This is a genomic window from Couchioplanes caeruleus (genome assembly GCF_003751945.1).
Classification (GTDB): Bacteria; Actinomycetota; Actinomycetes; order Mycobacteriales; family Micromonosporaceae; genus Actinoplanes; species Actinoplanes caeruleus.
The window spans coordinates 6,418,426-6,437,664 of sequence record NZ_RJKL01000001.1; the positions used below are offsets into that span (position 1 = coordinate 6,418,426).

Consider the following 19,239-nt stretch of genomic DNA (forward strand, 5'->3'; position numbering starts at 1 on the left):
GAGAGCGCTCTCTGTATCGGAGTCTGTCGATACAGGACACATTTGTCAACAATGTTTCACAATCTCGCGGGTCAGGAGTTGTCCACAGGCCGTTCGCCGTCGCCGCCGCGGCGTGGAAGGCTGATCCCGACGTCGGCCGGAGGAGGATTGGGCCATGGGCATGGTCAAGGTGGTCGGTCTGGTCCTGCACCCGCGGCGCGACTGTGGGGCCGCGATCGACGCGATCGTGCGGTGGGCCGCCTCTCGCGACGTGACCGTGCTCGGCTTGCACGACGAGATCACCCGCATCGACTGTGCCGCCGTCGCGGTCTCCGCCGAGGAGATGGTCGAGCGGGCCGGGCTGCTGGTCAGCCTCGGCGGCGACGGCACCATGCTGCGCACCATGCGGCTGGTCGAGGGGCGCAAGACGCCGGTGCTCGGCGTCAACGTCGGGCGCCTCGGCTTCCTCGCCGAGGTCGACCTGCCCGACCTGGCCGGCGCACTGTCGACGATCGACGATCACGGGTTCACCGTCGAGTCGCGCACGGCCGTGCGCACCGTCCTGCCGGACGGCAGGGAGGTGTCGGCCTTCAACGACATCGCGATGGTGCGCGTGCCCGGCCACGGCCTCGCCCACATCGGCATCAACGTCGAGGGCAGCAACTTCGTGCGCTATGCGGCCGACGCGGTGATCGTCGCGACGCCCACCGGGTCCACGGCGTACAGCTTCTCGGCGGGCGGGCCGATCGTCTCGCCCAACGTGGCGGGCATCCTGGTCACCGCCTCGGCGGCACACTCGTCGTTCAACCGCTCGCTGATGCTCTCGCCCGACGAGCAGCTCGAGCTGGACGTGGCGGCGACCAGCGGCCGCCTCGCCATCGAGGTCGACGGCATCATCCAGGGATACGCGGACGCCGGCGATCGGCTGACGATCATCCCCGTGCCGGCGGCGGCGCAGGTCATCCGCTTCGGCCGCACGTCTTTCTACGAGCGGGCCCGGCGCAAGCTCCGAGTCGAGGGCAGCGCGCAGGTGGGCGGCGGCGACCCGGGCGACGCCGTGGTCGTGGACAGCTTCGAGCAGTCCCGCTACGAGATCCTGCTCGGCGGCGAGCTCGCCGGCGCCCTGCACTACCGCCGCCACGGTGGGCGGATCGAGCTCGCGCACACCGAGATCGACCAGGCCTTCGAGGGGCGCGGCCTGGCCGGGCGGCTCGCCGCGGCCGCCCTCGGCGACGCCCGCCGCCGGTCCACCCGGGTGCAGGCGACCTGCCCGTTCGTGGCCGGATACGTGGCGCGGCACCCCGAGTTCACGGACCTGCTCGACCGGGAAGGAGCACCGTCATGACCGGTTCCGGCTGCACTCATCTCGACCAGACGCGCGACGTCGCCCCGTCCGGCGACGGCTGCGTCGAATGCCTGGAGGCCGGCGGCCGATGGGTGCATCTGCGCGTCTGCATGACCTGCGGGCACGTCGGCTGCTGCGACTCGTCGCCCGGCAAGCACGCGACCGCGCATTTCCGCGCGCAGGACCATCCGCTCGTGCAGTCGTACGAGCCGGGTGAGGACTGGTGGTGGTGCTATCTCGATGAGGCGGTCCTGAAGGTCGCCGGCAAGCCCACCCTGACCTACCGCTGAGGACGCCGCCCATGGGTCACCCCGCATCCTGACCGTCGACGACGACCCCTCGGTGTCCCGGGCCATCGCCCGGGATCTGCGCCGGCGCTACGGCGAGCGCTACCAGATCGTCCGGGCCTCCTCCGCCGCCGCCGCGTGTGAGGCGCTGCGCGACCTCAAACTGCGCGGCGCTCGCGTGGCCGTCATGCTCGCCGACCACCGGATGCCGCAGATGAACGGCATCGAGTTCCTGGAGCAGGCGATGGACCTGTTCCCGCACGCGCGCCGGGCGCTGCTCACCGCGTACGCCGACACCGACGCCGCCATCCAGGCGATCAACATGGTGGACGTCGACCACTACCTGCTCAAGCCCTGGGACCCGCCGGAGGAGAAGCTCTACCCGGTCATCGACGCGCTGATCGAGGCCTGGCTGGCGACCGGCGAGAAGGACACCGAGGACATCCGGGTGGTGGGGCACCGGTGGAGCGAGCCGTCGTACCAGATCCGCGACTTCCTGGCGCGCAACCTGGTGCCGTACCGATGGCTCGGTGCGGACGACCCGGAGGGCCGCCGGCTGCTCGACGCGGCGGGGGTGGGCCCGGAGGCGATCCCGCTGGTGGTCACGGCCGACGGCCGGGCACTGGCGCAGCCGAGCGCGCCGGAGCTGGCCGAGGCGGCGGGCCTGCCGACCGCGCCACACCGCGACTTCTACGACCTGATCATCGTCGGCGGCGGCCCGGCCGGGCTCGGCGCCGCGGTCTACGGCGCGTCCGAGGGGCTCAGGACGCTGCTGGTCGAGCGGCGGGCGCTCGGCGGTCAGGCCGGGCAGAGCTCGCGGATCGAGAACTATCTCGGCTTCCCCGACGGCATCTCGGGCGCCCAGCTCACCGACCGTGCCCGCCGGCAGGCCGGCAAGTTCGCCGCCGAGGTGCTCACCACCCGGGAGGTCACCGGGCTGCGGCCGGACGGCTCCGCCCGAGTGCAGCGTTCCCGGGATCTTCGCCGCCGGCGACGTCCGGGCCAGCTCGGTCAAGCGGGTGGCCTCGGCGGTCGGCGAGGGCGCGATGGCGGTCACGCTGGTCCACCGCTATCTGGAGGCACAGTGATGAGCGACGTCGACGCCGAGGAGATCGGCCTGCGGCCCTGCGAGCCGGGCAAGCTGACGCCCGCCGAGCTCAGGACGCTGTTCCTGTTCGAGAAGCTCACCGACGACCAGCTCGCCTGGATCGCCGATCACGGCTGCACCATGCACGCCCCGGCCGGCTCGCTGGTGCTCCGCGAGGGTGATCCCGCCGAGAAGTTCTTCATCCTGCTCAGCGGCACGATCTCGCTCACCCGGCGGGTGGGGCAGGACGACGTGCAGACCACGCGGACGGAGCAGCGCGGCGTCTACATGGGCGCCACTCAGGCATACATCCGCGACGACGGCGTGCCACGCCAGTACATGGCCTCCATGCGCGCCCTCGACGACGCCGACTTCTTCGTCCTCTCCGCCGCCGACTTCGGGTGGATGATGCGCGAGTGGTTCCCCATGGCCATCCACCTGCTGGAGGGCCTCTACCTGGGGATGCGCAGCACCCAGGCGGCGATCGGCGAACGTCAGCGGCTCACCGCCCTCGGCGCGCTCTCCGCGGGCCTGATGCGCGAGCTCAACAACCCGGCCGCGGCCGCCTCCCGGGCCACCGGCGCGCTGCGGTTGCGGGTCGCGGGCATGCGCCACAAACTCGGCATGCTGGCCGCCGGCAAGGTGGCGGCGGACCGTCTCGACGCGCTCGTCGAGCTCCAGGAGGAGGTCATCGAGAAGGCGGCCAAGGCACCCGCGCTGACCGCCCTGGAGACCGCCGACCGCGAGGACGAGCTCGGCGACCGGATGGAGGAACGCCACGTCACCCGTGCCTGGGACCTCGCCCCGGTCTTCGCCCAGGGCGGCCTCGACGCCCGGTGCCTCGACGACATCGAGGCCAAGGTCGGCTCGAGCGAGCTGCTCGACCAGGCCATCCACTGGATCGGCTACGCGCTGGAGACCGAGCAGCTCATGAGCGACATCGAGGACGCCACCGGCCGCGTCTCCTCGCTGGTCTCGGCCGCCAAGCAGTATTCCCATCTCGACCGCGCCGCCCACCAGTGGATCGACGTGCACACCGCCTGGACAGCACGCTGGTGATGCTCGGCCCCAAGATCGGCGCCGGGGTCACGGTGGTCAAGGAGCACGACCGCGGCCTGCCCCAGATCCCGGCCCACCCGGCGGAGCTGAACCAGGTGTGGACCAACATCGTCGACAACGCCGTCCAGGCCATGAGCGGCGCCGGCACCCTGACCGTCCGCACCTACCGCGAGGACGAGCACGTGGTGGTCTCCATCGGCGACACCGGCCCGGGCGTCCCCGAGGAGCTGCGTAAGCGGGTCTTCGAGCCGTTCTCCACCACGAAGGCGGTCGGCGAGGGCACCGGCCTGGGCCTGGACATCTCCTACCGGATCGTCGTCAACGGCCACGGCGGCGACATCGTCCTGCGGTCCGAGCCGGGCGACACCCGCTTCCTCGTCCGGCTGCCGACGTCCGAACCGCCCTCCGCATAGGCCCTCAGTCGGGCCGGCGAGTCGGGGGCACCATCAGCCGGCGGGCACCGGCGCCTTCGCGGCGCAGGACGTCGCGCGGGTTGGTCAGGTGGCAGGAGCGCAGGGACAGGCAACCGCAGCCGATGCAGTCGGTGAGGTTGTCGCGCAGGGCCTGCAGCCGCGCGATGCGCGCGTCGAGCTCGGCCCGCCAGGCGACGGACAGGCGTGCCCAGTCCTGCCGCGTCGGCGTACGCGCGCTCGGCAACCGGTCGAGGGCCTCCCGGATCTCGACCAGCGAGATGCCGACCTGTTGGGACGCCTTGATGAAGGCGACCCGGCGCAGGGTGTCGCGGCCGTACCGGCGTTGGTTGGTCGCCGTCCGGGTGCTGTGGACGAGGCCGTGCCGCTCGTAGAAGTGCAGGGCGGAGATCGCGACTCCGCTGCGCTCGGCGACCTGCCCGACGGTCAGCTCATGGAAGGTCGTGCGGGGGCGTGGCATGTGTCGATCTTAGGGCTTGCCCTCAACCTTGGTTGAGGGCACAGGATGGGACGCGTCCACCCCGCAAACGACCCTGGAGTTGACCCCGTGAGCAGCGTTCTCGTCATCGGCGCCACCGGACGGCAGGGCGGCGCCGTCGCCGGCCTCTTGCTCGACCACGGCCACGACGTCACCGTCTACGTCAGATCGCCGGAGTCGCCGGCCGCCTCGGCGCTCGCGACCGCCGGCGCCCGCATCGTCGCCGGAGACCTGAGCGACGCGCAGTCGCTCGCCGCGGCCGCGGCCGGCGCCGATGCCGTCTTCGGGCTGTCCGTCCCCTTCGGACCCGGCGGCCGGCGTGAGGAGGTCGCCCAGGGACGCCACCTCATCGACGCCGCGGTGCGGGCCGACGCGCATCTCGTGTACTCCTCGGTGCGCGGCGGCGACCGGACGCAGAAGACCGACATCGGCCACGCCGACAGCAAGCAGCAGATCGAGTCCTATCTGCGGCAGCAGCAGGTCCGGGCCACCGTGCTCGGGCCCGTCTATTTCATGGAGAACGCCCTCAACCTCGGCTTCAGCCGTCTCGCCGACGGCGTCCTGGCCAACCCGCTCACCCCGGGCAAACCCCTGGACCAGGTCACCGTACGGGACATCGCCGCGCTCGCGGTCCACGCCGTCGAGAACCCGGACCGCTTCGCCGGCGAGCGCATCGACGTCGTCTCCGACCGGGTCACCGGGGAGCAGGCGGCCCGCATCCTCAGCGAGGTCGTCGGCCGCGAGATCCCGTACCGTCAGCTGCCGCTGGACCAGGTGCGGCAGTGGGCCGGGGACGAGATCGCCGACATGTTCCAGCGGTTCGAGGACGCCACCGAGTTCATGGACGTCGAGGCGCTGCACGCCCGGTATCCCGAGGTGAAGTGGCACAGCTACGCCGACTGGGCCCGTACCGTCGACTGGGATCGCCTCCTCTAGGCACGGCGTGCCGCCCTCCGAGCGATCCTTACCCGGGCCGCCCGGCAAGGGGTCGGTGAGACGAAGGCCTCCGAAGCTTCTCGGCACAGCTCGACCGCCGGTGGCGATGACCGCCTCCGCGACCCAGGTGGATCTTGCCAGAGTTCCATGTTTAGATGTCGCGGTCGTTACGGGCGTTGTCGACGTCGGTCCGTGCGCCCGCTGCCAGTGCTGCTGGCGGCGTGGCGCGTGCCTGTCTTGCTGCGTCGACCGTCCATCGCATCTTCTGCTCCCGTCCGACCCTGATGGGCTTCGACGTGGATGGATGTTGTGGTGAGAGCTTCGGTGCGGGCACGGTGGCGTGCGTGGATGACGGCGTCGCTGGCTGCGGTGGTGGTAGGTGCGGGTCTGTATGCCCCGCCGGCCGCGGCTGTGTCAGAGAGTCGGCCGACGCGGTTGTTGGCGGATCCGTCGTCCATCGTGATTCCGCCGTTGGTGACGGAGTCGTGGAACGGTTCGACCGGTCTTGATCTGAACGCGTAGCGGTGGCGTAATGCCGTCGCGGATGTGGCGACGTTGGCGCCGGAGCCGCGGGTGCGGGACGCGGCGCTGGCAGCCCTCGCCTCGGCGGACGCGGCGGCGATTCAGAAGTTCGCCACGGTGGAGAAGCGTCAGATGGAGACGCAGATCGCGGCGGAGAAGCGCAAGACCGCGGCGGACAACCTCGCCAAGATCAAGGCGATGGCGGGTACGGGCGGCGCGAACTTCAACGCCGAGGTGACCCGGGTGCTGGCGGGCACCGACGGGGAGCGCGAGGCGTTCCTTGCTTACGGTGCGGACATTGCGCGGGCGCAGGATGAGAAGGTTGCCGCGACCGCTCGCGAGCGGTCGGCCCAGATGCGGAAGCGGTTGGAGACGTTCGCGGCGGCGGCGCCGGCGGAGTCGCAGCTCAAAGCTGCCGCCCTGCAGGCGCTGGCCGGCGATGAGGCGGCGGTGGCCGCGTTCTGGGACACCGGCTACCCGGCCGCCGCGAAGGCCGACGCCGACGCGCGAGAGCAGTATTTGAAGGATCTGGAGGCGCGGAACAAGGCGGCGGAGGATCTGTCGAAGCTGGCCCAGCGGGCCAAGACCGCCTCCGAGGCTCGGACCCGGTTGCTGAAGGCGCACGGCGACTGCGTGAAGGCGTTGCAGCGGGCGGCGAACGAGATGGCGGGTGCGGCGAACGCGGCCCGGCATGCCGAGCGGGTCCTGGCCCGCACGGGCACGGCCGCATCGAAGTCGCCGGAGCTGGCGGCGGCGAGGAGCCAAACCGCGGCGGCGGTGACCAACGCCCGGAGCGCGGCGCAGCAGGCGTCCGCGGCAGCGGCGATCGCCACCTCAGCCGCGGACACCCTCATCGAGACCGGCCTGACCTACGGCGCGGAGTGGTCGCTGATCGCGCAGGGCATGTCGGAGGCCTCGACGGCTGCGGTCGGTGCGACCAGCACCGCCGCGCATGCGGTGGACGCGACGATTGCGACGAACAATGCGCAGGGGGCGCAAGCGCAGGCCGAGGCCCACGCCCGGCAGGCCGAGCAGTGGCGCAAGCACGCCCAGGAGCATGGAGCGTCGGCGGCAAAACTCGCAGCGGCGGCGAAGAAGCAGGCGGACGCGGCGCGGACGGCTGCCGCCAGGGCGAAGAAGGCCCGGGAGCAGGCGCAGGCGGCGGAGGCCAAAGCGTGGGCGGCGGCGGAGCGGACGCGTCAGCAGCGGCAGATCGCCGAGGCGCAGGCGGCGGAGGCGAAGCGGCAGCGGCAGATCGCCGAGACCGAGCGCGCCAACGCCGCGAGGCACCGTGCCGAAGCAGATCGCCAGGCAGCCGCGGCCCGCAACGCTCGCGCCAACGCCGAAGCCCAAGAAGCGATCGCCGACGGCGCCGCGAAACGCGCGGAGGACGCCGACGTCAAGTCGGCCGCGGCCGACAAGAAGGCGTGGGAGCACGAAGCCACCGCGAAACAAGCCAGCGATGCGGCCCTCGCCGCGGAGCGGGACAAGCAGACCGCTGCCGCCAAGGCACAGACCGTCAAGGGGTGGGCGGCCAAGGCCGATAGCGCGCAGAGCCGCAACGAGGCGTTGCTGGCCTCGGAGGAGGCCGACCGCGAGTACGGTATCGCCGATGGCGCGGCCAAGTCCGCGCGCGGGTACGCGAACAATGCCACCGGCGCCGCAGTGAACGCCCGCGCCGCCGCTACGCAGGCTCAGCAGGCCGCGATCCGGGCGTGGGCTGCCGCGCAGCAGGCTCGTGCGGCGGCTGCTGCCGCGGATGCGGCGGCGGACAAGGCGGAGAAGTCCGCGAAGGCTACCCATGCGGCGCGGATGCGGGCGGATGCGAAGGCGGCCGATGCGACCGCGCAGGAGGTCAAGGCGGCACACGCCGCGAAAGCGGCGGTGAACCTCGCCGCGCAGGCCGCCGACGAGGCCGTCCGCTCGCTGTGGGCGGCCGACCGCACCAAGAGCGAGGCCGAGGCGGCGACCACCGAGGCGGTCGCGGCGGCGGCACAGGCCGAGATCGCGATCACCGCGGCTGCGGCGGCGTCCGCGTCCTCGGCGGGCATCGCCGAGCCGCACAACACGGCCCTGGCCATGGTGAATCCGTTCACCGGCGCGGACATCGACGCCGACTTCGTCAAGCTCGTCGCCGAGCAGGCCAAGAGCATCGGCGAGGAGCAGGCCGCCGCGGCCGAGGCACGGGCACGCGAGGCGCTCACCGCCGCGACCAGGGCCCAGGAAGCCGCGGACCGGGCCAACGCGCAGGTCAAGCCGGCCTACGCCGCGGCGGCGCAGGCCGCCCGCTCGTCGGCGGAGGCAGCGAAGTCCGCTGCGGAGGCGAAGCGCGCCGCGGCGCAGGCCGCCGTGGACGGTGCCGCGGCCCGGGCGGCCGCGGCGAGCGCGGGCAAGGCCGACGTGCAGGCCCGCGCCGACGCTGCTGCGGCCCGTCAGGCCGCGAACGAAGCCGCGAACGACGCGGCGATCGCGGGTCGTAACGCCGAGGAGGCACAGGCCGACGCGAACGCGGCGAACAGCGCCGCGACCGCGGCGGAGAACGACGCCGCCGCCGCGCATCGCGCCGCCGATCGCGCTGAAGCTGACGCCGCCGATGCCAAGAAGTCTGCAGAGAGCGCACAGAAGCACGCTGACAGCGCGATCGAGGCCGCCGCCAAGGCCCTCGAACACGCCACCGAGGCGCAGAAGGCCGCCGACCGCGCCGAGGAGGCCGAGCGCCGGCGCCAGGAAGAGGCCACGGAGGGCGGCGCCGGCCTGACCCCCGAGGAGCAGAAGGAATTCACCCCGGAACATCTGGCCGAATACCTCCAGGTCACGGAGATCGAGGACCAGGGTCTCCTCGACTTCATCAAGGACAACGGCCTCGAGTTCCTCGAGGACCTCGTCATCGGCGAACTGAAGAAGTGCGTCACCAAGCCCAGCGTGGGTGCCTGTTTCTGGGCCGTCATCGACCTGCTGCCCTGGGGCAAGCTCAAGAAGCTCGGCAACGTCTTCGACCTCTACAAGAAGTACAAGAAGTTCTCCGAGAAGATTCGCGACGCCCGCAAGAGGAAAGAAGAGCTCGCTGAGGCGGCCAAGAAGAAGAAGGAACGCGAGGACCGCGAGCGACAGGGCGCCTGCCCGGACGCAGACAAGCGCAACAGCTTCCTGCCCGGCACTGCGGTCCTGCTCCCCGACGGCACCAGCAAGGCCATCGAAGAACTGAAGATCGGTGATGTGGTCCTCGCCACCGACCCGACCACCGGCGAGACCGCCGCCAAGCCGGTCACCGACACCATTACCGGTGCGGGCGACAAGAAACTCGTCGACATCACCATCGACACCGGTGGCGACCTCGGCACCGGCACCGCCGTCATCACGGCCACCGACAACCACCCGTTCTGGGTGCCCGAGCTGTCCGCATGGGTCCAGGCGGAGGATCTGGCCGGCGGGCACCGGCTTCGTACCAGTGCCGGAACCCACGTCCAGGTCTCGGCGATCGGCCACCGTTCCGAGTCGGCGAGCGTGCACAACCTCACCGTCGCTGACATCCACACCTACTATGTCGTCGCGGGCGACACGCCGGTGCTGGTTCATAACACTGGCGGACTTCCGTGTCTGGACGTTCCCGCCGAGGAAGTCGATAGATCCTTTCATCCGGCCACATATGACTCACCTGGTGAGCAGTTCTTGGATCATTACAACAGATGGGGAAGTCCGGCTGGCATGACGCAGCGGCAGTATCTCGACGCGGCCTCGGGGCTGGCTCAGCGTCTTTCGCAACGCGGTGGGGCGGTGGGCTGGAACAAAAGCCTCACCGATATCGGATTCGCTGACGACGGCCTGAAGGGATTCAAATACAAGAATCCGACTACAGGCGAGCTGCTGATCACGTCGCTGGATGGCAGAGTCGTCACGTACCATCCATGAAGTGGCGGCCGAGGGTTGCGAGGGTTCATGGAATTGAGCTTTATCGATGCGTATACCCTGTGGCGTCGGGTTCCATATCCGCCAAAGGGATCAACGCGGGAGTTGAGGGATATCCGCGCTGATCTCGGCGAGGCCGATGAACACGCCTCGGTGGTCAACGCCTTCGTGCGGACGGGCGTTTTCAGGCCATCGGGTGCGGATGTCCTGGCGGAACTCGACAATGTCATCGCGCGGGCCGACGCTTTGTGCGCGGAATATTCGGGGAGCGATCTCTTGGCCGCACGAGAGGTTCACGCATATGCAACGCTGGTGGCGATTGTCTATCAGGGCTTCCTCAAAGCAGGTCAACCTGACTGAACGTTTCCGAGCAACGATCTGCAACCACGCGTAGTGGCCGTTTCAGGTGGTTCTTCCGTGCACAGTGTGGAGGATGAACCACCAGGTCGGGAGCCCGGACAAGTCATCTCCGGGCTCCCACGCAACGGAACGTGACAGTCCCCCGCTTCTCCGACGCGAGGCCGGACTGTGGGATGCGGACCGCAATGTGGCAGTCGCGAGGGTTGGACTTTCCGATGGTTCGGTTCGGCTGGTGGAGTATGTGAGTGGCAAGGGTTGCCACTCCGAGCAGCGGATCGCCAAGCAACTGAAGGCTGGCGACGTCGTCACCGGTCGGGGTGTCGGCCGCCCGGGGGAACCCGGCGGCCGACACCCCGTCGCCTACTCCGTCGCGGCTTCTTGTTCCTCCTGCTCCCGCCCGGGGTCCACCTGCTGACCCGGCTCGTCCGGTTCGGCGGCCGCGCCCGGCCCCGGGGCCTGCGTGGTCGCTTCGGTGGTCGGCTCAGGCGTCACCGGTGCGGTGGTCGTCGGCGTCTCCTGCGGGGCATCCGTCGCCGGCGGCTCGCTGGTCGACGGGTCCGGGGTGGACGTTTCCCCGGTCGGCGCCTCCTCGGTCGTCGACTCCTTGGGTGACGGAGTCACGGGGGTCTTCGGGGAACTGTCGTCGCGGCCGCCGAAGAGGGTGGTTCCGTTCCCCGACGTGTGGCGTACCGTCGCCGAGATCGGCTTGTCCGTGAACGCCTCGATGAGGCTCACCGCGCCCATGGAGAGGGCGAACAGCGCACACGCGGCGAGGGCGACGTGCCCCCACCGGATCTTCCGCCGTGGCCGTGGCGCCACGGTGTGCGCGGGGTTCTCCTGCGCGGTCGCGGCCGCGACCGCAGGGGTGCCCACCGCCGCGGGCACCTTGACGAAGGTGGGCGCCACGGTCTGCAGGCGCTTCGTGCCGCGCTTCAGGGAGTTGTTGAACAGCTCCGTGCCGACCGAACCGACCACGCTGGCCAACGCGGCCCCGGCCAGCGTGCCCGCCACGCCCAGGTAGGAGCCGAGCACCGCGGCGGCCACCGCCGCGAGCGTGCCGGCGATGACCTTGCTGATCTGGATGCCGGACCACAACCGGTCCGGTGCCTGCTCGCTCATGTCCTCCTCACCTCGAGAGTCCGCGAAGGCGCGAAGCTCTCAGCCTTTACCGGAGCGCTGCGCGCTAAACCATCCCCGTTCGGCGAGGACTTCGCGCAGCGGTCGTACGTGGACGCCCTCGTCGGCCAGCCGCTGCCGGACCAGCCTGCGGGTCCGCAGGATGCCCGCGACCCCCACGGCGCCGATGGCGTACTGCACCGACATCGCCACTTTGAAGTCGGCGATGTCGTAGCCGGCCCGCCCGCCGGTGCGGACGTCGAGGATCAAGCCGACGAGCAGAATCGTCACCAGCGACGCCACGAACCCGCCGACGTTGACGATGCCGGTGGCCGTGCCGAGCCGGTGCGGCGGGTTGAACGTCCGGGCGAACTCGAAACCGATCATGGAGCCGGGCCCGCCCAACCCCAGCGCGACCACCAGCAGCACCAGCGCCGGCAGGGGCGCCCGCCCCGGCCACGCGATCACCATCGCCCAGCCGAGCCCGTTGGCCGCGATCACGCCCAGCACCAGCCAGGAGCGGCGCATCGGGTGCCGTTGCACCAGCACGCCGAGCAGCGGACCGCCGGCCATCCCGACGAGCACGAACATCGTGAGCAGCGCGCTGGCCGTGGCCCGCGACAGGCCCTCGCCGGCGATCAGGAACGGATAGCCCCACATGAGGGCGAAGACCGTGCCGGGGAACGGGGTCGTGAAGTGCGTCCACAGCCCCAGCCGGGTCCCGGGATGCCGCCAGGCCGTGACGAGGTCGGCGCCGAGCCGGCGGGCGGTCATCGTCTCTCCCGACGTGACCCGGCGCTCGGGGCTGTCGTGCAGCGCCACGAGCGCGACGACGGCGACGAAGAGCCCGGTGGCGGACGCCCCGGCGAACGCGGTGCTCCAGCCGGCGCCGGCCAGCAGCGCCGCCAGCGGTACGGCGCTGAGCACCTGCCCGAGCTGGCCGACGATGCCGGTGAACTGGGTGACCACCGGCACCCGCCGCGACGGGAACCACTGCGGCACCAGCCGCAGCACGCTGATGAAGGTCATCGCGTCACCCGCGCCGACCAGCACGCGCGCGGTCACCGCCCCGCCCGCCCCGTCGGCGACCGCCATCATGGCCTGCCCGGACGCCATGATCAGCGCTCCGGCGACCACGAGCCGCAGCGAGCCGAACCGGTCCAGGAGCACCCCGACCGGGATCTGCAGGGCGGCGTAGACCAGAAGCTGCAGCACGGCGAACGAGGCGAGCGTGCCGGCCCCGATGCCGAACCGGGCCTGCGCGTCGAGCCCCGACACCCCGAGCGACGTGCGGTGCATCACGGCGACGATGTACGCGCAGAGCCCGACGGCCCACACCGCCCAGGCGCGCGCCCCGCCTCGCATGAAACCCACTCCGTCCGCTCGCCTGTCGCTCCACCTTGTCCTGGACGCACCAAGAGCGCCAACGGCGAACGTCACAAACGGGACGTGTGTCCCGTCACCGGCCGGAAGGCTCGACTCCGAGGTGCCGGGTGAGCCAGCCGACCGTCTCGCGCAGGTACTCGGCCCGCGACGAGCGGTGCAGCAGCTCGTGTCCCTCGCCCGGGAAGAGCAGATAGCGGTGCTCGACGCCGCGCGCGGCCAGCGCCGCCACCACCTGCTCCGCCTCGACGACCGGGACGTTGCTGTCGTTCTCGCCGTGCACCACCAGCAGCGGCGCCCGCAGGCGGCCGATCCGTGTGATCGGCGAGAGGTCGCGCAGCAGCTCGGCGTCGCGGACCGGATCGCCGTACTTGGACACGGCCGCGGCGGCGATCCACGGCTCGGTGTGCTCGTAGAAGGTGGCGAAGTTCGCCATGCCGCAGACGTCGATGCCGACCGCGAACAGCTCCGGGTACGTCGTCAGCGCCGCGAGCGTCAGGTAGCCCCCGTACGAGCGGCCCATGCAGCCGACCCGCGCCGGATCGGCCACGCCCGTGGCCACCAGATGCGCGACGCAGGCGGCGACGTCCGCGATCGCCGCCCACCGCAGCGGGCCGTTGTCGGCGTGGACGAAGCTGCGGCCGAAGCCGGACGATCCGCGGACGTTCGCCGCGAACACCGCGATGCCCCGGGCGACCAGCGACTGGAACAACGGCGCGTGCCCGGGACGCTCCTGGGCTTCCGGGCCGCCGTGCAGCCACAGCACCACCGGGTGCGGACCGGCGGTGGACGGCGGCGTGAAGAGCCAGCCGCTGATCTCGAGGCCGTCGTGGGACGGGAACCGCCGCAGCACCGGCCGTACGGCGCCGGGGGAGGGCTCCTCGGCCGAGACGGGGTGCAGTTCGCCGTCCCACGCCCAGACCCCGTGCGGCTGCCCTGGTGCCTCGCAGGTGAACGCCAGCGTGCCGCCGTCGGCGCTCCACACCGGCCCGGAGACCACCGTGCCGGGCACGCCGATCCGGGTCGGCCCGCCGCCGAGCACCGTCAGCTCGGAGAGGCCGCCGTCCACGTTCCACAGCACGGCCACCCTCGTGCCGTCGGCGGTGAGGGCGAACGTCTCGACCTCCGCGGTGTCCGAGGCGGCCAGGACCTCGGCGGTGCCACCGTCGACGCGCAGCAGCACGGGTCGCTCGCCCGCGTCGCCGCGGGCATAGACCGAGCCGTCGGGGGCGAAGCAGGCCTGCTCGCCGCTGGCGACGTACTCCTCGATCCCGCTGTCGAGGTCGCGCAGCACCACGTGCCGGCCGCCGCGGGGGCCGCGCCGCAGCAGGGCGCGGCGGCCGTCCGGTGAGACGTCGAAGAGGGAGACCAGCTCGCCCTCGGCGACCACCTCCCGCGTGCCGTGCTCCGCGTCGACCAGCAGGGCGGTGGTGAGGTTCTCGGTGACCGCGAGCAGCGGACGCCCGGGCAGCCAGCGGACGTTCTCCGCGGTGTCCGTGCCGAAGCCGGCCACCTGGTGCGGCACCGAGCCGTCCGGGCGGACCAGCCAGACCTCCGTACGCGGCGCGCCACCCGGGGCGATCACGCAGGCCAGCCAGCCGCCGCCGGTGGACCAGTGCACCGAGGCGACCGGTTCCGGGCCCGTGTCCACGAGGAACGTCAGGTCGCTGCCCACCGGCTGGACCCAGACCTGGGGTGAGCCGCCGCGGTCCGACACGTATGCCAGGTGCCGGCCGTCCGGCGACAACGCCGGTGACCAGCTCCCACTGGCTTCCGAGGGGTAGGACTCCTTTGCCAGCCATCCCGACGGGAGCACGGTGACGTCGACCCGGTTGAGCCGACCGGCCATGACGGCCCCTCCTTCGCCTCACACGCCTTTGTCCTGCAACCACATCTCCAGCAGCGCGAGCTGCCAGAGCTGGTTCGCCCCGAGGGTGGTCCGCGGCGTGTTCGGGTCGGCCAGGAGCGCGTCGACGTACTCCTTGCGGAACAGTCCCCGCGCGCGGGCCGCCGGTGCGTGCAGCGCCTCGCGGACCAGCTCCAGCATCGGGCCTTCGAGATGCCGGATGCCGGGAACCGGGAAGTATCCCTTGGTCCGGTCGATCACCTCGTCGGGCACGACCCCGCGGGCCGCGTCCTTGAGCACCCCCTTGCCACCCTGGGCCAGCTTGAGCTCGGGAGGGCAGGCCGCCGCGAGCTCGACCAGTTCGTGGTCCAGGAACGGCACGCGCGCCTCCAGCCCCCAGGCCATGGTCATGTTGTCCACCCGCTTGACCGGATCGTCGACCAGCATGACCTGCGAGTCCAGCCGCAGTGCCGCGTCGACCGCGGTGGTGGCACCGGGACGGGCGAAGCTCGCCGCGACGAACTCGCGGCTCACGTCCTCGGCGAGCAGCCACTCCGGGCTGAGCTGCCGAGCCAGGTCGCGGTGCGGGCGATCGAAGAACTCCCTCGCGTACGCGTCCACGGCTCGGTCCCGGGGCACGTCCGCCAGCGGCGGATACCAGCTGTAGCCGGCCAGGATCTCGTCCGCTCCCTGTCCCGACTGCACGACCGCGACCTGCTTGGACACGTCCTCACTGAGCAGGTTGAACGCGACGCAGTCGTGGCTGACCATCGGCTCGCTCATCGCCGCGACGGTGCGGGCGACGGCGGGCAGGAAGCGGTCCCTGCCGATGCGGATCTGATGGTGCTCCGTGTCGAAGTGCTTGGCGATCAGATCCGAGTACGCGAACTCGTCGCCGCTCTCGCCGGCCGCGGACTCGAAGCCGATCGAGAACGTGGTGAGCCCGCGCTGCCCCTGGCCGGCCAGCAGCGCCACGATGTAGGAGGAGTCGAGCCCGCCGGAGAGCAGCACGCCGACCGGCACGTCGGCGACCATCCGGCGCTCCACCGCGGTCCGCAGCCCCGCATGGATCGCCTCGGCCCACTCCCCGCGGGTGGATGGGGTGGCGACCCGGCGGTGCGAAGCCTCCCAGTACACCGTCGAGGTGGACGTGCCGTCCGGCCGGATGATCCGGACGGTGGCCGGCGGCAGCTTGCGGACGCCGGAGAGGATCGTGCGCGGCGCGGGCACGACGGAGTGGAAGGTCATGTAGTGCTGCAGCGCCACCTTGTCGATCGAGGTGTCGACGTCACCGGCGGCGAGCAGCGCCGGCAGGGTGGAGGCGAAACGCAGCCGGCCGGGACCTTCGGCCAGGTACAGCGGCTTGATGCCGAGCCGGTCCCGGGCCAGCATGACCGTGCCGGTGGCGTGCTCGGCGATCGCGAAGGCGAACATGCCGAAGAAGCGCCGCACGCAGTCGGCACCCCAGCGGTGGTACGCCTTGATGATCACCTCGGTGTCGGAGGTGGAGGCGAAGGTGTAGCCGTGACCGCGTAGCTCCTCGCGGAGCTGCCGGTAGTTGTAGATGCACCCGTTGAAGACCAGGGTGAGGCCGAGCAGCTCGTCGGTCATCGGCTGGGCGCCGGCCTCGCTGAGGTCGATGATCTTCAGTCGCCGATGGCCGAGGGCGACCGCCCCACGGTGCCACAGACCCTCGCCGTCGGGGCCTCGGCTCTCCAGGCGCGGCAGCATCCGCCGGACCGCCCCGGGGTCGGCCGCCCGGTCGTCGAACCTCAGTTCGCCGCCGATTCCACACATGATCGAACAACCTCCTCGGGGTCAGCCCAGCAACCAGGTGTCCTTGCTGCCGCCACCACGGGAGGAGTTGACGATCATGCTCCCGGCGGGTGCGACGCGGGTCAGGGCCGCGGGGGCGACCACCGATTCCCGGCCGGTGAAGACGAAGGCGCGCAGGTCGACGTGGCGGGGGACCAGCTCCTGGCCGTCGAACACCGGGTGGGTCGACAGGTTCACCACCTCCTGGGCCACCCAGCGGTGCGGCGCGGTGCGGATCTGCCGGCGTACCGCGGCCAGGTCGTCCGGGCTCGCGTGCGGGCCGATGACGATGCGGTCGCCGCCGTAGCCGTCCACCGGCTTGCAGACCAGCTCGTCCAGCCGGTCGAGGACCTCCGCCCGCTGCTCCGCGATGCCGCACAGGTACGTCGGCACGTCCGCGAGCAGCGGTTTCTCGCCGAGGTAGTACTGGATGAGCTTCGGCACATACGCGTACACGGCCTTGTCGTCGCCGACGCCGTTGCCCAGCGCGTTCGCGCACACCACCGACCCGGCGTGCAGGGCGGAGATCAGGCTCGGACCCAGCGGCATGCCGTCCGCGCCCGGCGAGTGCACCAGGCTGTCCTCACCCATGCGTAGGTAGACCACGTCGACGCGGTGCTTGCGCCCGTTCGCGATCCGGTAGAGGACCGCGTCGTCCACCAGCAGGTCGGTGCTACGGACCAGCGGCACGCCCATCTCGCCGGCGAGCATCCGGTGCTCGAACCACGCCGAGTCGTCCGGACCCTGGCTGAGCACGACGACGTGCGGATCGTCCCCGGCGGCCGGACCGGCGGCGTCGAGCAGGGCCCGCTTGAGCAGCCGCGGTGTCCCCTCCGGGCTGAGCAGGCCGGCCGGGCGGGGCAGCTCGGGCAGGACGCTCTCGGTGAGGCGGCGGTTCTGCATCGCGTACGCGATCCCGGACGGCACCCGCAGGTTGTCCTCCAGCACGCACCAGGTGCCGTCGCCGTCGCGGACCAGGTCGACGCCGGCGACCTGCACGCGGACGGCGGGACGGCCGGCCAGGGCGCCGCTGGGCCGCAGCTCCGGCGAGCCGTCGATGACCCAGGCCGGCACGACGCCGTCGGCGACCACGGCGCGGTCGCCGTACACGTCGCCGAGGAACGCGTCGAGGGCCCGGATCCGCTGGAGCAACCCGCCGCGCAGCCTCTCCCAGTCCGCTGCCGGCACGATCCGCGGCACGAGGTCGAACGGGAACAGCCGGGTGGCGGCCTCGCCGGCGACGCTGAAGGTGATGCCGCGGGCGCGCTGCTCGTCGTCCTTGGCGTCCTCCCGGCGCCGCAGCCCGGCCGGGCCGAGAGCGCCGAGCACGGTGACGATCGGCTCGTACGCCGGCACGACGTCGCCGCTCGGGAACGCCTCGTCCCCGTCCGCCGCGTACGGGGTGAGCCCGGCCGGAACGGTCTGCCCGTCCGGGCCGATGCCGGTGGCGCCGCCGCGGGTGTCGGCGACCACGAGGTCCACGACGTCGGAGATGCGGCCGCGGCGGGCCATGGCGCGCCGTTGCCGGGCGGCGGAACTGCCGCGGCTCAGCGCCTGCACGGACAGGGCGAAGACCTGCTCCCAGTCGCCGAGTTCCTCCAGTTGCGGGCGCAGTTCCCCGACGAGGCGTTCCACGGCGACCGCGGCGGGCACGGGCACCGGCGAGCGGGGCAGGTCGAGCAGGTCGCCTTCCAGGCCGGAGCGGGCGGCACGCCACATCGCGGCCCGGTGCAGCGGCGGGCGCACCGGCACGAGCGGCCGCCCGGCGCGGTGGTCGCGCAAGGCGCGCAGCACCAGGCCCCGGAAGAGTCCGGCGAGCAGCACCACGGTGTCGGCGTCGGGACTGGAGTCGGTGACGCGCAGCTCCACCGTGGGCAGATGCGCCGACGGGCGTACGTCGAAGTAGACCATCTTGGGGTCGGTGATGGTGCCGGACGCGACGAGCTCGGCGACCAGCGCGTCGTGGTCGGCGGCGTCGGCGACGACGCCGCTGTCGCCCGCGGTCGGCCAGCGCATCCAGACCAGTGAGCGCACGCTGGCGTAGCCGCTGTCCTCACCCATCCAGTACGGCGAACTGGCGGAGAGCGCCAGCAGAACCGGCAGCGCCGGCGTGACCCGCTGCGCGACGGCCACGGCCTCGTCGCGGTCGGCGACGCCGACGTGCACCTGGGCGCCGCAGATGAGCTGCTCCCGGGCGAGCATCTGATATTCGTCGAGCATCCGGCGGTAGCGCGAGGTCGGCGTGACCGGCAGGGCGTCGAGGTCGACGACCGGGACCGTTCCGGCGGCCACCAGGCCGAGGCCCAGCGTCTCGGCGATTCCGATCGCCTGGCGACGCAGCGTGACGATGCCGTCGCGCAGATCCTCCAGGGTGGCGGCTACCGGGGTGTTCGTCTCCACCACCGAGCGGTGCAGCTCCGCGGAGAAATGGTGCCCGTCGAGCCGGTCCAGGATCTCCGGGGCGCGCGGCACGAGCTCGCGGGTCCGGAGATCCACGACGTGCAGCTCTTCTTCCACGCCGAGCGTGAGATCCGTGCCCGCGGTGGCGCTCTCGCTGCCCTCGCCCACCCTCAGTGACTCCGTCATCTGCCCACCGCCTAGCTCGTGTACCGGACCCGTGACGTGCCCAGTTCCGGCGGCGGCCAAGCATGATGATCAACACTGTCCCGGCGACGCTCGCACGGCGTGC

The 19,239-nt window shown here is 71.7% G+C and carries 13 protein-coding genes; 7 read left to right on the forward strand and 6 right to left on the reverse strand.

Going from position 1 to position 19,239, the window contains the following annotated elements; translation table 11 throughout:
• The first annotated feature begins 154 nt into the window (after positions 1-154).
• From EDD30_RS28875 to EDD30_RS42090, 4 genes are read left to right on the forward strand one after another with little or no spacing between them, the layout of a single operon-like run.
• Entirely contained in the window at positions 155-1,324 is a 1,170-nt protein-coding gene (locus tag EDD30_RS28875; protein ID WP_071806373.1) for an NAD(+)/NADH kinase, read from the forward strand.
• Positions 1,321-1,614 carry a UBP-type zinc finger domain-containing protein gene (locus EDD30_RS28880; protein WP_071806372.1) on the forward strand — a complete coding sequence of 98 codons (294 nt, stop codon included), beginning with the start codon at positions 1,321-1,323 and terminating at the stop codon, positions 1,612-1,614. The genes EDD30_RS28875 and EDD30_RS28880 overlap by 4 nt, the downstream gene beginning before the upstream one ends.
• Before the next feature lie 25 nt (positions 1,615-1,639).
• Positions 1,640-3,757: a response regulator gene (locus EDD30_RS42085; protein ID WP_394328270.1), complete on the forward strand. Its 2,118-nt coding sequence runs from the start codon at positions 1,640-1,642 to the stop codon at positions 3,755-3,757.
• Positions 3,757-4,170: a sensor histidine kinase gene (locus tag EDD30_RS42090; RefSeq protein ID WP_394328269.1), complete on the forward strand. Its 414-nt coding sequence runs from the start codon at positions 3,757-3,759 to the stop codon at positions 4,168-4,170. Before EDD30_RS42085 ends, EDD30_RS42090 begins: the two co-directional genes overlap by 1 nt.
• Positions 4,171-4,174: 4 nt before the next feature.
• On the opposite strand, the gene soxR is transcribed toward EDD30_RS42090, so the two are convergent.
• Positions 4,175-4,648: a redox-sensitive transcriptional activator SoxR gene (soxR, locus tag EDD30_RS28895; RefSeq protein WP_071806371.1), complete on the reverse strand. Its 474-nt coding sequence runs from the start codon at positions 4,646-4,648 to the stop codon at positions 4,175-4,177.
• A gap of 87 nt (positions 4,649-4,735) precedes the next feature.
• Between soxR and EDD30_RS28900 the strand changes: the two genes are divergently transcribed.
• The 3 genes from EDD30_RS28900 to EDD30_RS38470 all read left to right on the forward strand — a co-directional run bounded on the left by EDD30_RS28900 (position 4,736) and on the right by EDD30_RS38470 (position 10,390).
• A complete protein-coding gene (locus tag EDD30_RS28900) occupies positions 4,736-5,602 on the forward strand; it encodes an NmrA family NAD(P)-binding protein (RefSeq protein WP_084556514.1) in 867 nt (288 codons plus the stop codon).
• A 546-nt stretch (positions 5,603-6,148) separates the two neighbouring features.
• The gene (locus EDD30_RS39985) at positions 6,149-10,033 is read left to right on the forward strand and encodes a polymorphic toxin-type HINT domain-containing protein (protein WP_123678561.1); all 3,885 of its coding nucleotides are present in this window, start codon (positions 6,149-6,151) and stop codon (positions 10,031-10,033) included.
• Positions 10,034-10,060: 27 nt separating this feature from the next.
• Complete coding sequence (locus EDD30_RS38470; RefSeq protein ID WP_143162740.1) at positions 10,061-10,390, forward strand: hypothetical protein; 330 nt, start codon at positions 10,061-10,063, stop codon at positions 10,388-10,390.
• Between the two features lie 360 nt (positions 10,391-10,750).
• Here the strand turns inward: EDD30_RS38470 and EDD30_RS28910 are convergent, their stop codons facing one another.
• From EDD30_RS28910 to EDD30_RS28930, 5 genes are all read right to left on the reverse strand, one after another.
• Positions 10,751-11,509, reverse strand: a complete 759-nt coding sequence (locus EDD30_RS28910) for a hypothetical protein (protein ID WP_071806368.1) — start codon at positions 11,507-11,509, stop codon at positions 10,751-10,753.
• A 39-nt stretch (positions 11,510-11,548) separates the two neighbouring features.
• The gene (locus EDD30_RS28915) at positions 11,549-12,871 is read right to left on the reverse strand and encodes an MFS transporter (protein ID WP_071806384.1); all 1,323 of its coding nucleotides are present in this window, start codon (positions 12,869-12,871) and stop codon (positions 11,549-11,551) included.
• Positions 12,872-12,965: 94 nt separating this feature from the next.
• Positions 12,966-14,738, reverse strand: coding sequence for a S9 family peptidase (locus EDD30_RS28920; protein WP_084556513.1), 1,773 nt, complete (start codon positions 14,736-14,738; stop codon positions 12,966-12,968).
• Positions 14,739-14,756: 18 nt separating this feature from the next.
• A complete protein-coding gene (locus tag EDD30_RS28925) occupies positions 14,757-16,532 on the reverse strand; it encodes an N-acetylglutaminylglutamine amidotransferase (protein WP_071806367.1) in 1,776 nt (591 codons plus the stop codon).
• 21 nt (positions 16,533-16,553) lie between these two features.
• A complete protein-coding gene (locus EDD30_RS28930; RefSeq protein ID WP_071806366.1) occupies positions 16,554-19,136 on the reverse strand; it encodes a carboxylate--amine ligase/circularly permuted type 2 ATP-grasp protein in 2,583 nt (860 codons plus the stop codon).
• Positions 19,137-19,239: the final 103 nt, after the last annotated feature.

What these genes read in the sequence shown, in the direction of transcription:
- EDD30_RS28875 (WP_071806373.1), top strand. Translation starts at nt 155, where the DNA reads ATGGGCATGGTCAAGGTGGTCGGTCTGGTCCTGCACCCGCGGCGCGAC.
- EDD30_RS28880 (WP_071806372.1), top strand. Translation starts at nt 1,321, where the DNA reads ATGACCGGTTCCGGCTGCACTCATCTCGACCAGACGCGCGACGTCGCC.
- EDD30_RS42090 (WP_394328269.1), top strand. Translation starts at nt 3,757, where the DNA reads ATGCTCGGCCCCAAGATCGGCGCCGGGGTCACGGTGGTCAAGGAGCAC.
- soxR (WP_071806371.1), bottom strand. Translation starts at nt 4,648, where the DNA reads ATGCCACGCCCCCGCACGACCTTCCATGAGCTGACCGTCGGGCAGGTC.
- EDD30_RS38470 (WP_143162740.1), top strand. Translation starts at nt 10,061, where the DNA reads ATGGAATTGAGCTTTATCGATGCGTATACCCTGTGGCGTCGGGTTCCA.
- EDD30_RS28910 (WP_071806368.1), bottom strand. Translation starts at nt 11,509, where the DNA reads ATGAGCGAGCAGGCACCGGACCGGTTGTGGTCCGGCATCCAGATCAGC.
- EDD30_RS28915 (WP_071806384.1), bottom strand. Translation starts at nt 12,871, where the DNA reads ATGCGAGGCGGGGCGCGCGCCTGGGCGGTGTGGGCCGTCGGGCTCTGC.
- EDD30_RS28920 (WP_084556513.1), bottom strand. Translation starts at nt 14,738, where the DNA reads ATGGCCGGTCGGCTCAACCGGGTCGACGTCACCGTGCTCCCGTCGGGA.
- EDD30_RS28925 (WP_071806367.1), bottom strand. Translation starts at nt 16,532, where the DNA reads ATGTGTGGAATCGGCGGCGAACTGAGGTTCGACGACCGGGCGGCCGAC.
- EDD30_RS28930 (WP_071806366.1), bottom strand. Translation starts at nt 19,136, where the DNA reads ATGACGGAGTCACTGAGGGTGGGCGAGGGCAGCGAGAGCGCCACCGCG.